A 14,192-nucleotide genomic window follows, 5' to 3' on the forward strand; every position below is an offset into this window, starting at 1 on the left:
GTAAATACGCTATCGTGACCCGTTAAAAGATGGGGAAATCCCGTTTGATCGTCTGCCGTTATGGCCGATTAGCCGATGGTTGCGGTGTCGTATTGTTCTGTGTCTGAGACTCACTCGGCGTCGGGCTTTTCTGCTCCGGCGGGAAGTACAGCGGCCCTTTCAGACCACAGCCGACCACCGCGAGTGCAACCAGCGCCAGCGCAGCCTGGCGAAATAGCGATTTCATAACGTTAAACCTGTCGTTCAGAGACTCATGCTCTCTATAATCGCAGCTGGATCATGAAAATCAACAGGAATCGAAAATCAACGACGGCGAGTTCAATGAATCGAACCGATGCACGAGGGCACTTCGCTGGAAGCGTACGTTAAGGCCAAGAGCGAAGAAAAGAGCGTTCGGTCTATTGAAGGTGGGTGGCGCGTTGAGAGAAGAGCGTCAAACTACAGCGTCTGAAGCTGTCGCGGGTTCAGCCGTGGAGAGCCGTCCTGAAGCGAGGTCATACACATCGGCGAGAGGTCGCTCTTGCGGAATGGAATCACCTTCGTTTGGCCATCGACCAAGACTATCTGGTAAAACTGCGGGAGATTAAAATTGATTGAGCTGGCGCCGTAGGTGAAACGATCGTGAGAGGAGGAGTAGAAGCGGCTGACGTCGCGCACCAGCTCCTCTTTGCTGCCTTCGCAGTGATGAAATACCTCGACCCGGTTGGTCTCATCCAGAATATAGATATTGAAACCTTCGTTGTCCGTTCGGTTTTCAAAAAAGAACTGAATGATCCCTTCGCTAGCGACGCCGTCTATCACCGGCGGCAAGTGGACTTGCGCGGCGGTTTCCACCTGAATTGGCAGCCCCTGCAGTTTGTTGTTGGAAATCGCGCCGTAAAACTCCACCGCGTTCTCCTGTTTCTGCACCGACACGCTGAGTCGCTCGAAGAACAGCCCCCAGGTTTGTCCCGCCACCTTCACCGCTTTGAAGCGACCCGGCTCCTGACGCGTGCTGGACAAGCGCAGCTCTATACACTCAGACACCAGTTGCTGTACGCGCGTGCGGATCAGTCCGCGTAAATGCTGGCTGTAGCAAAAGACGTCCAACGACTCCGGCAACGCCGCATCTTGATGCATTTTGCCCAGAATGGTTTTCAGCGCTTCTAATACCGCCTGTTCGCCGCTGAAGTGCAGGGTTCTGACCTCATTCCAGGAGTTGCGGTATAGCAGGTCAATACTGCCGACCAGACACTGCTGCTGCTGACCAAAACTGAACACGTCCAGTTGACGGAAGTCGAAGTGCACGACCTGATTACGGAAGGCCGCCGTCGGATCGTGCTCCAAATTGACGATGATCGCCAGGTGACGAATCTCGCACGGACTATACAGCGCCTTAGGCGTGGGCGGCGCGACACGAAGCGGGAAGTGACTCGCGACGTCGGACACTAGCTCCTTGAGCTTGGCTAAATCGCAGCGATCTCCGCCTTTGATATGCAGCTGCGTGGCAGACGTCAGCAGGCCGTTGAAATAGGCCCAGGCCACCAGCTTGTTCAGATAGCGGTTATATTCCAGCGGCTGATGGCTGATGATGGCATCCATCAATGGCGCCTGATTATACAGATACCAGCCGCTACGATTGGCGCGCCCAGCGGGCACGTATATGAACGTCAGGTCCGGCTCGGACAAATCGGGAGAAATCTGCGGATTCACCAACGTCACTTTGCCCGGCAGCGCCTCGAAGGCGGCGTACAGCTTGCGCGTCAGCACGCCGATATCCTGCGGGCTGGCGCTGACGCTCAGGTTGTTACGCCGGGCGAATCGGATCAGATTTCGATAGCTCTGCATCATCGCATCCAGCAGTTCGTTATGCGCTTCGCGCACCTGCTCGATTTTCCAGTTGGCGCGGTTATCCAGCATCTGCAAACGCTTGTCGTCCCAGCCCCATTGCTGAACCAGCTGTGTCAGGATCTGCTCGCGCCAGGCGGTTTTACCGACGCCGGTAGACAGTTTCTCGCACACTTTGAGATAGAAGCAGCGGCGCGCCAGATCCAGCCGCGGCATATCGTCGACGGCGGTGAGATAGTGGGTGACGCGCTCCAGCATCATGCAGTACGGATCCAGCCCAAACGACACAATTTCGCCTTTATGCAAACGCGTTTTGATCTCGGCCGACAGCAGGCGGGTATCGGGATATTCCCAGGAGTAAGCTTCCAGCAGCAGCGTTTTCAGCACCGCTTTATAGGGAGAGTCGATGCTTTTGTAGAGCTGCCACAGGCTGGCGCCGAAATACTCTTCCGCCGACAAGGTGCTAAGACCGCCCAGATCGAGCCACTCATTCGGCGCCAGCGCGCCCTGCGAGTAAAGGTTGATGACATACTCGTCGTAGTTCGGCTCTTCCTCTACCGGCACCATATTCCACAGGATGCGCTTGCCCGCCATGCGAACGGCGGTACGGTAGAATTCATCCAGCAACAAAATGTGCTGAGTCGAACCGCAATCTTCGCCGCCCAGACTGCCGCTCTCATTGTGACGAAAGCGATTCTCGTCCATGACGAAGAAACTGACGTCTACCCCCAATCCCGCCGCCCACTGTTCCAGCAGCGTGCATTTCTGTTGTAAGCGCTGACGCTCTTCGGTATCGAGCCAGGATTGATGGCAGACCCACACGTCAAGATCGGAGGTGCGGCTTTGACCAATGGATGAGGTGCTGCCCATCGAATAAATGCCGTTGATGGGGAATTCGCCCTGCTTACACATGGGTTCCGCCATTCCGCCAACCAGTTGGGCGTCATCGAAATAGCGTTGTTGGTTTTCATCAGGCGTGTAGAGACATATACCGTGCGGAACCTTACCTTCAAGGTAGCCCGGCATCTGGGGATGGTGGTGATGTAATAAAACCGGCAAAAGACTGTAAACCTGCTGGAAAGCGGGTCTCATTGCTGCCAGAGCGCGTTCAACTCGCAGTTGGTTAATCGCGTCCAGTCTCTGCTTTAGTGTCTCGATATAGAGGTACAAGACGTTTCGCCTGATTATCCCAGTGACTAAAAAAAGCCGTTTTTCCAAACCTGTCCTGAGTCATGATTTTGAGGAATGGCGGACAGTTTATTGCTGGAAACGTGATCAATTTAACACCTTGCTGAAAAGGCGTAAAGAAAGTAAAAAAAGTCAGAATTTTCGGTCTACACTTCGGGGTTGGTTCTGCTGTCGCTCTCTCAGNCCCTCGCCAGCATTTATGATTTATGGCTGCTATCATTGCAATCGTCACCAACTGAGGTTTAGCCACGGCCCGGCAACTGACACTGGCGCAGCATCAATGATACGATGCAACGAAACGATAACAACGGTATCCAGCATGTTAGACAATATTCTCAGAATTGCCACCCGAAAGAGCCCGCTCGCCCTATGGCAGGCCCATTATGTACAACAACAGCTGCAGTCTTGTCATCCGGATTTACAAGTGGAGCTGGTGCCAATGGTAACACGGGGAGACGTTCTGCTGGATACTCCGCTCGCCAAGGTTGGGGGAAAAGGTCTATTCGTCAAAGAATTAGAGCTGGCGCTGCTTGAACAGCGCGCCGACATCGCCGTTCACTCCATGAAAGACGTCCCGGTGGACTTCCCGCCAGGACTAGGACTGGTCACCATCNGCGAACGCGACGATCCTCGCGATGCATTCGTCTCCAACCTCTACCCCAATCTGGACGCGCTGCCTGAAGGCGCGTGCGTCGGTACATCCAGCCTGCGCCGCCAGTGCCAGCTGCGCGCCAACCGGCCTGACCTGGTGGNGCGCGATCTGCGCGGCAACGTCGGCACCCGCCTATCCAAACTGGATAACGGCGAATATGACGCCATCATTCTGGCCGTTGCGGGCCTCAAGCGGCTGGGCATGGAAGACCGCGTGCGCTGCGCGTTGAGTCCGGAAACGTCGCTGCCGGCGGTGGGTCAAGGCGCGGTCGGTATCGAATGCCGGCTGGACGACGCCAGAACGCAACGCCTGCTGGCCCCGCTGAATCACACCGACACCGCTACGCGGGTGCAGGCGGAGCGTGCCATGAACACACGTCTTGAGGGAGGATGCCAGGTGCCGATCGGCAGCTACGCGGAGCTGGAGGGCGAGTGCCTATGGCTGCGTGCCTTGGTCGGCGCGCCGGACGGCAGCCGCATCATCCTGCGCGAGCGGCGTGGACCACGCGCAGAGGCGGAGAGCATCGGGGTTGCGCTGGCGGAAGAGCTGCTGGCTTGCGGCGCCGCCGAGATTTTACAGGCCGTTTACGGTGCCTCTTCGTCATGACGATTTTAGTTACCCGCCCCTCTCCTGCGGGCGAGCAACTGGTTTCCCGTCTCTGTCAGGCCGGACTCACGGCCTACCACTGCCCATTGATTGAATTTACGCTGGGTCGCGAACTGCCCCAATTACCCGCTATGCTGAATACATTGCAGCCGGGCGATCTGGTGTTCGCGCTCTCCAATCAGGCCGTTAAGTTCGCTCAGCCAGCGTTGTCGCAGGCGGGTCTGCGCTGGCCGAAAACGTTGAATTACTATGCCGTCGGCCGCACTACCGGGCTGGCGCTTCATACCGTCACCCGTCGGCCGGTCATCTATCCTGAGAGTCACGGCACCAGCGAAACGCTGCTGCATGATCCGTCTCTCCAGGAGGTTGAAGGCAAGCGGGCGCTGCTGCTGCGCGGGAACGGCGGCCGGGAGCTGCTGGCCGATACGCTCCGCCAGCGCGGCGCGCAGGTCAGCTACTGCGAATGTTACCAGCGGACGCCGGTACAGTATGACGGCACAGAGCAAACGCTGCGCTGGCAAACGCTCGGCGTGGATACGCTGATCGTCACCAGCGGAGAAATGCTGCAACAGATCTATNCTTTAGTTCCTGATTATTATCGGGCTTCGTGGCTACTGAGCTGCCGAATGGTGGTGGTCAGCGAACGACTGGCCGCCCTGGCCCATGATTTTGGCTGGCGCGATATCTTGGTCGCCGATAATGCAGATAACGATGCGCTGCTGCGCGCACTACAACAAACCTGATCATAGGATGTCTCATTATGACGGAACGCATTACCCCCACAACTTCGAATGAAGAGGTTGTTGAACGGGCTGAATCTTCCTCTACACAACCCGAACCGACACCGTCAGCACCTCAGCGTTACGGTGTGCTCCTGGGTGCCGCAGCCATCGTTATCGCACTCGGCTTAAGCGGCGGTGTTTACTATTACGCGCATCAGCAGACGTCGAAACAGTCGGCGATTGTCGCGCAATTACAGGAGCAACTCGACGGGTTCAAACAGCAACAGCAGCAAAACCAGCAGTCCTGGCAGCAATCCCTGGCTCAGCAAAGCCAGACGCAAAACGCCAGCGAACAGCGCCTCACGGCGTTGAACAGTCAGGTAGGCGACCTGCAGGAAAAGCTGGATGCGCTCTCCAATCATGACGCCAAAACCTGGCTGCTGTCCGAAGCCGACTTCCTGGTGAAAATGGCCGGCCGCAAACTGTGGGCGGACAAAGACGTCACTACCGCAGGTACGCTGCTNAAAAGCGCAGACGCCAGCCTGGCGGAGATGAAAGACCCGAGCCTAATTGACCTCCGTCGCGCCATTACGCAAGACATCAGCACGTTAGCCAGCGTTAATCAGGTCGATTTCGACGGCATCATTCTCAAGGTAAATCAGTTGGCCGATCAGGTGGATAACCTGCGCATGGCCGACAGCGATCTGGACGAAGCGCCGATGGACGAAAATGATACGTCTTTGTCCGCTTCATGGAGTGAATGGCGCCAGAACCTGAGCAAAAGCTGGCACAACTTCCTGTCGGAATTCATCACCGTCCGTCGTCGCGACAGCGGCGCCGAACCGCTGCTGGCGCCGAACCAGGATATCTACCTGCGCGAAAATATCCGCGCCCGCCTGCTGGTTGCCGCTCAGGCGGTGCCGCGTCATCAGAATGAAACCTATCGACAGTCGCTGGAAACCGCCGCGGTATGGGTTCGCGCCTACTTCGATAACAACGACGCGGCAACCAAAGCCTTCCTGGAGCAGCTGGACGCACTCAGCCAGCAGTCGGTTTCGATGGACGTGCCTACCGAACTGCAAAGTCAGCCTCTGCTGGAAAAAGTGATGCAGACCCGGGTTCGTAACCTGCTGGCGCAACCGTCAGCCGCGCCGCAGGGAGAGTGATTATGCTTAAGGTACTTCTGCTTTTTATCGTGTTGATCGCCGGTCTGGTCGCGGGACCGATGGTCGCTGGCCATCAGGGCTACGTGCTGATCCAGACCGATAACTACAACGTGGAAACCAGCGTTACCGGGCTGGTCATCATGCTGGTGTTGTTCCTTCTGGCCTTTCTGCTGGTCGAGTGGATACTGCGACGCGTTTTCCGCACCGGCGCACGCACGCGCGGCTGGTTCCTCGGCCGTAAACGCAGTCTGGCTCGCAAGCAGACCAAAGCCGCGCTGCTCAAATTGGCGGAAGGTGACTATCGCCAGGTCGAGAAGCTAATGACGCGTAACGCCGATCATGCCGATCAACCGGTGGTGAACTATCTGCTGGCCGCCGAAGCCGCACAGCAGAGAGGCGATGAATTCCGCACCCGGCAATACCTGGAACGCGCCGCTGAAATCGCCGACACCGACCAGCTACCGGTCGATATCACCCGTGTTCGTATTCAGCTGGCTCGTCACGAAGACCATGCCGCACGCCATGGCGCGGATCGTCTGTTGGAAGTCGCGCCGCGCCATCCTGAAGTGCTGAGGCTGGCCGAGCAGGCCTTCCTGCGCACCCATGCTTACAGCGCGCTGCTGGATATCCTGCCCGCCATGCGCAAAACCCAGTTGCACGATGAAGCCGAGTTGGCGGCCCTGCAACAGCAGGCGACACTTGGACTGATGAATCAGGCGATGTCGGAAGGCGGCAGCGAAGGATTGAAACAGNGGTGGAAAAATCAGAGCCGCCGCGTACGGCACGAGCAGGCGTTGCAAGTTGCGATGGCGGAGCATTTGATTGAATGCGACGACCACCAGACCGCGCAGCAAACCATCGTCGACGCCTTGAAACGTCAATATGACGAAAGACTGATCCTGCTGATGCCGCGGCTGGACGCCGGTAACCCGGAACAGCTGGAAAAAATTCTGCGCCAGCTGATCAAACAGCNCGCCGACGTTCCTCTGCTGCACAGTACGCTGGGCCAGCTGCTGATGAAACACGGCGAATGGGAACAGGCCGCCGACGCTTTCCAGGCCGCGCTGGCGCTGCGTCCAGACGCCTACGACTACGCCTGGTGCGCCGACGTCTACGACCGCCTGAAAAGGTACGAAGACGCGGCCACGCTGCGCCGCGAAGGTCTATTACTGTCGTTGCAGTCTACGCCAGCATCCGAGGCAGATGCCCTGCCGACGCCGCAGGCCCAATAAAACCCACCTCAGGCGCAGACTTGCTCTGCGCCGCTCTCCGCGCTCATACCATCACCGTTTGCTTTCCTGCTCTCGCGGGAAGGTAAACGTCACTCACCTACCTCAGGCATGACGCGTAAGCTTCGGCGTTTGCTCTTACGCCCGGCAACGGCGTGGTTTATCGTCAGCTCCGCGCCGTCCGGCAGCACCACCTGCTTCAGCTCACTGATTCGGCTGTAGCGGAAGTGCTGGTCAGCCCGTCTTCTTCCTTTTCCTCTTACGACCAAAGCAGGGTGCGCGTGACTCTGTGCTCGTCGTAGACTCTGCGCACTTCCGTGCGTTCTGCCACTCGCGCACCACCCGGTCGCGCAGGTCGTATTCCAACTGCACGTAGCTGACCGAAGCCGACACAAGTAATAAAGCAACCAAAACAGTACATTACTACACGGTGGGATATGCCCCGCAAAACGGCAGACCCAACCCCCCCGTCCGCGATAAACCTCGAGGGCCGCAGGCTGGAAGAGTCGGGCTTTATCACCGGCCAGCCGGTCACGGTAAATATTGAACACGGAAGATTGATTATTCAGGTGGAGGGAAGCGTATGAACGGAGGCACTATTATACAGGCCACCACAGGCGGATTTATTCCTGAGCTGATTATCGATAGCCAGGATATTATTAAAGCGGGGTTTACGCCGGGTGCAGTATTTAAGATAGAGCCGTATCGGGATGGGCTGATAATAACGTTTGTTTCTGATGAGGCAGAGATTGAGCGGTTATTATTGGAGGTGGACGCAGCTCCTAATATCGGCGTGGACTGGATACGGGATAACGGCGAGTTGTATCTGGCGGGGGATTGGCTGACACAGTGTGGCCTGACCGGGCAACCGCTGGCGATCAGCGTGATGCCTGGTCAGGTATTGATTCGGGTGCAGCAGGGGAATATGCTGGCGTAACCACAGTTCTAAATAACTAGATAGATCCTTCTTGGATCTATCTAGCCTTATATTAAATAGCTATTATTTTTTCTTTAGCAAAGCCAACAGGCCAATGCCCAGCATAATATATCCGCACAACATCCTCCCATCTAGCTCCTAGGTTTAGATATTTTTCAGATACATACTGCCTAAAAGCAAAACATATTCCATTTCTTGCCGCTTGGCTAAAATCATGTGGTAAGCATATAAATTTATCTTTAGGTAACCCTTTAGTTGCATTTAATACTGCTTTATTTACTTTAATTCTAAGCTCTGCAAGCTCTTTAGATGTAGTTTGACCTTTATAAAATGGGTCATCTTGAGTTGGCGAGGTCGGAAGCCACTCAGTACTAGCATAAAGGCCATTAAAATCTACATCAGATGGATTAATGAAAACCTTTTCAACATCTTTAATTAAAATAACCTTTTCATTCTGGATATCAGACATCCCCATTTTTGAAAAGAAGCTTGCCTTCTCTATTTCTTCCAACACTTTATTAATATCAATCATATTACAATCTCAAATCGGTTATGGTTCCTGGCGGTAAAGCTTTCCTACCTTGTTGGACTGTAGTACGAAGCACACCACCTGCTGCGTGTGGGCCAGGTATTCCAGGTAAAGAGTGGTTTGGTAATGCTCCATGTGTAGGCATTAAGTTCCACCATTTATTCGCCCCCCCACTTTCCAATGGAATTATATGATGCGGAGTTGCCCCAGTAGGCCAAACTCTTCCTGTATTCGCTTCCCATTGACTCATAAGATATTTTTGATCTCTCACAAATTCTTTACGTGACAGCCTATTTTGGAAAGCACTACGTCTTTGAACTACCGGTAAATTACCTTTTAATATTTCTGCTTGCTTTGGAGTTATATGCCCTCCAGGTGACGCAACCTTATTAGCATCGGCAATAATGCGATCAAGAGTAGAACATCCAGCTAGCCCTAATGGATCTATCCATCCCAGCGGATTGTGAACGTAAGCATACGGGTTATGTCCCCCCGCCAGCCCTATCGGGTCCGGCGAGATATACCCGCCGCCGGCCGGGTCGTAGTACCGAAATCGGTTATAGCACAGGCCGCTTTCGCTGTCACGGAGCTGCCCGGCGAACGCCAGTCCTGGGTCGGCACTCTCCGTTTCAGCCACTGCGCGCTGGCCCCACAGCGTGGCTTTCGGGGCCTGCCAGCGCAGTTCGCCTTCGCTGTCGTACAGCGCCTGCGGGGCGCCGTTTGGCGCACTGCTCACAAAATCCGTTTCCCAGCCGCCCGCCGCGGTGTGCCGCTGCTGCACCACCAATTCCCAGCCGTTGTGCACCCAGTGGCGCCGCGACGTCTGTTGCCCCTGACGATAGTGGCGCACTTCCGCTATCTGGTCGCCGTCCCACAGGTAGCGCACCGCTTCGCCGCGCTCGGCGCAGCGTTTGCTGACCCGACGGCCGAACGGGTCGTAGCGGTAATACCAGGTCTCCCCGGTGGGCGTATCCACCGCCCGCAGCTGGTTGCGACTGTCCCAGCGGTAGTGCCACACCTGCGCCCGGAACCCCGGCTTTACCTGCTGTCGGCGCACCAGACGACCCGCCCGGTCATAGGTGTAATAGGTATCGTCGCGCTGTACCAGCCTTCCTGCTTCCCACTCGGTCAGCCGTCCTTTCTCCTGCGGCAGACCGGTGCGGGTGTAGTGGTAGTCGGTCTCGGTAGTCGGCGTCCTGCCCGCGCCGCCGGTCAGGACCGACAGCNCCCGCCCGGTCTTGTCCAGCCGATACCCTTCGCTGTCGCGGTTGGTGCGCACGCCCGTCACGTTGCCCGCGCCGTCGTAGCGGTACTCCCGCGTCTGCTGCGCCTGCAGGCGTCCGTCATGCGCCTGACCGCTCATCTCGCGCGTCAGCCACCCCATCGCGTCGTACTCGCGCGTCTGCAGGAAACGCCCGCCCCGGCGTTCGCTCTCGCGCCCGGCGGCGTCGTGGTTTATCGTCAGCTCCGCGCCGTCCGGCAGCACCACCTGCTTCAGTTCACCGGTGCGGCTGTAGCGGAAGGTGCTGGTCAGCCCGTCTTCCTTTTCCGCTTCGTCTTCCGACCACAGCAGGGTGCGGGTGACGCTGTGTTCGTCGTAGACTCTGCGCACTTCCGTGCCGTTTTGCCACTCGCGCACCACCCGGTCGCGCAGGTCGTATTCCAGCTGCACGTGGCTGACCGACGACGTCACCTCGGTCAGTCGTCCCACCGCGTCATAGCGATAGTGCACCGTCTCTTCCGGCGAGGTTTCCTGTATCAGCAGACCGCGTCCGTCGTACTGGAAGCGACGCCGTTCGCCTTCGCCGTTGCGCACCTCGATGCAGTGCCCGTCTTCGTCGTAACCGTAGTGGGTGACCGTGCCGGCCATATCCTGTTCGCGGATGACTCGGCCGTCCGCATCCAGCCACCACTGCCAGCGGCTGCCGTCCGGGGCGGTGACCGATGTCAGCTGCTGCGTCTCCGGGTCATAATCGTAGCGCCAGGTCCGGCCCTGTGCATCGGTGCGCGAGCGCAGCAGGTCGANCGCGCCGTAGCTCTGACGCCACATCGCCCCGTTGCCGTCCACATAGCTCAGCAGGTTTTTGTGGCGGTCATACTGACGCTGCTCCTCGCGTTCATCCGGGCGCAACAGCTGCTCCGGCAGACGCCAGCTGGCCCGCCGGTAGCCAAACCGATACGCCGCGCCGTCCGGGCGCAGCCACTGCACCACCCGGTCCTGCGGGTCGTAGCGCAGGTGCTGCATCCGGCCTTCCGCGTCCGTGGCGCTCAGCAGGCGCTGGCGATGGTCATACTGCAACCGCGCCTGCACCTCGCCGGCCCGGTCGCTGACCTGGGTCAGCAGCCCGTAGCGATTCCACGTGAAGTGCACTTCGCGGGCGTCGGGGCCGGTCAGCCGCACCGGGTCGCCCGCCGCGTCATACTCCCACGCCCAGGTGCGCCCCAGCGGGTCCGTCACGCCGCAAAGCCGTTCCTGCTCGTCATAGTCGTAGGCCCACATCTGACCACCGCCGTCGGTGAAGGTGCTGACCAGTCCGGTTTGCTCCAGATAGCTGAAGGCGGTGACGCGCCCCTGCGGCGAAATCTCCCGCAGCAGGTTGCCATGCTGGTCATACTCGTAGCGGGTCTCGTGGCCCAGCGGCGAGCGCTGATAGCTCATCAGCGACAGGTCGTTAAAACCGTATTCGCTGCGGTGTCCCTGACCGTCGGTCATGATGACGCGGTTGGGGTAATATTCGAAGCGTCCGGTCAGAAAGCCATCGGCGCAGGTGGTGAAGACGCAGCGCCCCTGTTCGTCATACTCGTAACGCGCCCAGGTCTGGTCGTGGTCGTCCCAGCGCGTCAGCCGGTTGGCCGCATCATACTCGTAGTAGAGGTGGTACAGCTGGGTGGCGTCCGCCTCCATCAGGCGGCCCAGTTCGTCCTGACGGTACAATGCCAGCTCGGTGCGCTGGGCGCCGTCGGTGCGGATAAGCTGATGCNCGAAGTCACCCTGCCACACCAACCGTATTTCGATACCGTCGCTGTGCCGCACCTGTTGCAGGCGGCCCTGCCTGTCACGCAGCAGGGCGATGTGGTTGTCATGGGTGTCGCGGATTTCACTCAGCAGCCGCGTATCGCCTTGCACCACGCTGAATGTGCGCCAGGTCTGGCTGTCCCGGTGCCACAGGCTGAAACCTTCGCCGCGGCGGTGGAGGGTAAACGCGGGGTAGAGCGGGCAGAACACCGCCTGGATGTCCTGATGGAAGGTGAAGTCGATGTCAAAGCCCTGTGCCAGCGTGATGACGACATGGGTATTCAATCCTTCCTGACTGACCCGGGCGACTTCGCTCCAGCTGTCGTGCCAGCCGTGTCCCAGCAACCCCGAATGCGACGAGGCCGAGCGGTAGGTGCGCTCGAACACCAGCGGCAGCGTCTGTCCCAGCGCGATATCCTGCCGCGACTCAATCACGTCGCCGCTGGCGATATACACCGGGTCTTTCAGGAAGGCTTTTATCGATTCCTTGACGCGTGCCAGCCCCTTACTCTCGCGAAAGGCGCGACTGGCGCACCCCGCGATGCGCTTTAACTCCCGGGCGGTCACCAAGGCGCCGGCGTACATCCCCCTGAGCGCGGCCCGGGGGTGGGTCAACAATCGTCCCAGCCCTTTGAACAGGCCCCGGCTCGGCGGCACCAAAAACTCAACGCCAATCAGAATGGCTTTCTCCCACCAGCTGAATTCATCCTGAATGTCCAAAAGGGTCTGCTGTCCCGCACCGAAGTAAACGGTAGATGCCCCTTCCTTCAGGGTGCCGCCGCATACGGTTTTATCATCGATGCGCGCCGCGGCGTGCTGATTGACATATACCGTGTCGCTGCCCTGGGCAATCGGCTGCGGCGAGTTGTGTTTGGTGCAGGCGACCGTATCGACCTCGGCACGGGACGCGGGTAATTTTTCGACGAAGACATTTCCGGAGCCGGTGACCACCGGGCCAAACGGCGGCGTCACGCTGTCCACCATCGCGGCGACGCCGCCGGAAATCGCGGCAATCTGATCTTTGAGCAAATAGGTGAGCCCGAACCCGGCCGCCAGCTTGACAGCCCCCACGACCAGCACAAATCCAAATCCGCCGGTGAATCCGGTAACGGACACAATAGCCGCCACTGTGACCGCCACCGCAGCTGCCGCTACCGCAAAAGCCGCCGCCGCGACCAGCGCGCCCGCGATGGCCCCCAGCAATGCCCCCAAAAAACTGGCGTGCTTGATGGTCTTGCCCGGCGNCGTCGGCGGTTTGCCCTGACACGGTTGTGGGCGTTCCGCCGGCGGCGNGGGCTGACTCCCCGCATGCATGGCCCCCACGCGGGCCACCCGGCTCAGTATGTCATTCAGCATGTCGACTCCCTTCAGGACGCGCTTTTAAAGCTCTCCACCACCGCTAACAGCGCGGTTTTCTGCTCTTCCCGCAGTTCGCCCGCCGCCGTGACGGTAAACGTCAGCAGCCGCTGACCGCGCACCTGCATCACCACCACCTGATGCATCGGCCCCTCCGTCGAGCGCCAGGTGTACTCCAGCGCGCGCGCCGGTTCGCCATCCAGCATGAGTTCCCAGGCGGCGCGCTCCTCATAGTTTTTCAGGTGCGCGGCGAACTGCTCCAGCGTCTGCTGATACACCGTCTCCGGCGTCAGGCCGAACTCAATCGGCGTGCGGTTGACCACCAGATTGGCGGTGTCGCCCGGCAGCACAAACACATGGAGAGATTCGTCGCGCCAGTCCGCCGGGATCGCCAGTGTGCCTTCATTCATCTGATACATGCTGTTGCCGTCCTTTAGTTCAAATCGATGCGGGTACCGTTGAGTACGATGTGCTTGCCCACGATATTGATGTCGCCATCCTGAGTGATGAGGATATAGCCGCTGCCGGTGCCAATCTGGATGCTGCCTTCCCGCGACTGAATGGTGATGTTGCCCTTGACGTGCAGCGTCTCGGCCTCGTTCACCACCGTGCTGCGGTTTCGGGTCACGGCGATGGTCTGCTGCCCCTGAATTTCCGTCACCTGGNCGCCCTGTACCGACACCGTCTGATTGCGCTGCACCACCTGCGTCTGGTCGCGCCCGACGTTCTCGCTGTGGTCAACGTTGACCGAGGTGCTGCGGTTATTCAGCACCACGGTGTTCATGTCTTTCTGGGCATGCAGGAACAGCTCTTCCTGCCCGGCCTGATCTTCAAAGCGCAGCTCGTTGAAGCCGACCCCTTTGTGGGTCGCACTCTTGATGCTCATGCGGGTCTTGTGCGCCGGCAGTTCATACGGCGCGGGATGGGTGGCGTGATAGGTGCGCCCGGTGACGATCGGCTGGTC

At 58.5% G+C, this 14,192-nt stretch carries 11 protein-coding genes and 1 pseudogene; 6 read left to right on the plus strand and 6 right to left on the minus strand.

Going from position 1 to position 14,192, the window contains the following annotated elements:
• Window positions 1–58: 58 nt before the first annotated feature.
• Window positions 59–226 carry an LPS translocon maturation chaperone LptM gene (gene lptM / locus RZ35_RS17530; RefSeq protein ID WP_071999816.1) on the minus strand — a complete coding sequence of 56 codons (168 nt, stop codon included), beginning with the start codon at window positions 224–226 and terminating at the stop codon, window positions 59–61.
• A 212-nt stretch (window positions 227–438) separates the two neighbouring features.
• Window positions 439–2,997 (minus strand): class I adenylate cyclase, encoded by a 2,559-nt coding sequence (locus RZ35_RS16395; protein WP_026744280.1) that lies wholly within the window; start codon window positions 2,995–2,997, stop codon window positions 439–441.
• Window positions 2,998–3,334: 337 nt separating this feature from the next.
• Between RZ35_RS16395 and hemC the strand changes: the two genes are divergently transcribed.
• From hemC to RZ35_RS16420, 6 genes and pseudogenes are all read left to right on the plus strand, one after another.
• Window positions 3,335–4,273 (plus strand): hydroxymethylbilane synthase, encoded by a 939-nt coding sequence (gene hemC, locus RZ35_RS16400; protein ID WP_026744281.1) that lies wholly within the window; start codon window positions 3,335–3,337, stop codon window positions 4,271–4,273.
• Entirely contained in the window at window positions 4,270–5,016 is a 747-nt protein-coding gene (hemD, locus tag RZ35_RS16405) for a uroporphyrinogen-III synthase (protein ID WP_026744282.1), read from the plus strand. The genes hemC and hemD overlap by 4 nt, the downstream gene beginning before the upstream one ends.
• 17 nt (window positions 5,017–5,033) lie before the next feature.
• Complete coding sequence (hemX, locus tag RZ35_RS16410; protein WP_026744283.1) at window positions 5,034–6,161, plus strand: uroporphyrinogen-III C-methyltransferase; 1,128 nt, start codon at window positions 5,034–5,036, stop codon at window positions 6,159–6,161.
• Between the two features lie 2 nt (window positions 6,162–6,163).
• The gene (gene hemY / locus RZ35_RS16415) at window positions 6,164–7,393 is read left to right on the plus strand and encodes a protoheme IX biogenesis protein HemY (RefSeq protein WP_036153703.1); all 1,230 of its coding nucleotides are present in this window, start codon (window positions 6,164–6,166) and stop codon (window positions 7,391–7,393) included.
• Window positions 7,394–7,766: 373 nt separating this feature from the next.
• A pseudogene (locus RZ35_RS17535) lies at window positions 7,767–7,977 on the plus strand (SymE family type I addiction module toxin).
• Complete coding sequence (locus RZ35_RS16420) at window positions 7,974–8,327, plus strand: SymE family type I addiction module toxin (protein ID WP_026741248.1); 354 nt, start codon at window positions 7,974–7,976, stop codon at window positions 8,325–8,327. Before RZ35_RS17535 ends, RZ35_RS16420 begins: the two are co-directional and overlap by 4 nt.
• A 52-nt stretch (window positions 8,328–8,379) precedes the next feature.
• Here RZ35_RS16420 and RZ35_RS16425 read toward each other — a convergent pair whose 3' ends face one another.
• The 4 genes from RZ35_RS16425 to RZ35_RS16440 form a co-directional block, all read right to left on the minus strand.
• Window positions 8,380–8,859, minus strand: a complete 480-nt coding sequence (locus RZ35_RS16425) for a hypothetical protein (RefSeq protein WP_036153706.1) — start codon at window positions 8,857–8,859, stop codon at window positions 8,380–8,382.
• A 1-nt stretch (window position 8,860) separates the two neighbouring features.
• Window positions 8,861–13,228, minus strand: a complete 4,368-nt coding sequence (locus RZ35_RS16430) for an RHS repeat-associated core domain-containing protein (protein ID WP_081825746.1) — start codon at window positions 13,226–13,228, stop codon at window positions 8,861–8,863.
• Between the two features lie 11 nt (window positions 13,229–13,239).
• A complete protein-coding gene (locus tag RZ35_RS16435; protein WP_026744285.1) occupies window positions 13,240–13,647 on the minus strand; it encodes a DUF1795 domain-containing protein in 408 nt (135 codons plus the stop codon).
• A gap of 14 nt (window positions 13,648–13,661) precedes the next feature.
• Window positions 13,662–14,192: bacteriophage T4 gp5 trimerisation domain-containing protein (locus tag RZ35_RS16440; RefSeq protein ID WP_026744286.1), on the minus strand; the 531-nt coding region annotated here is incomplete at its 5' end.

This window comes from Lonsdalea quercina subsp. quercina (assembly GCF_000688655.1).
Lineage (GTDB): Bacteria > Pseudomonadota > Gammaproteobacteria > Enterobacterales > Enterobacteriaceae > Lonsdalea > Lonsdalea quercina.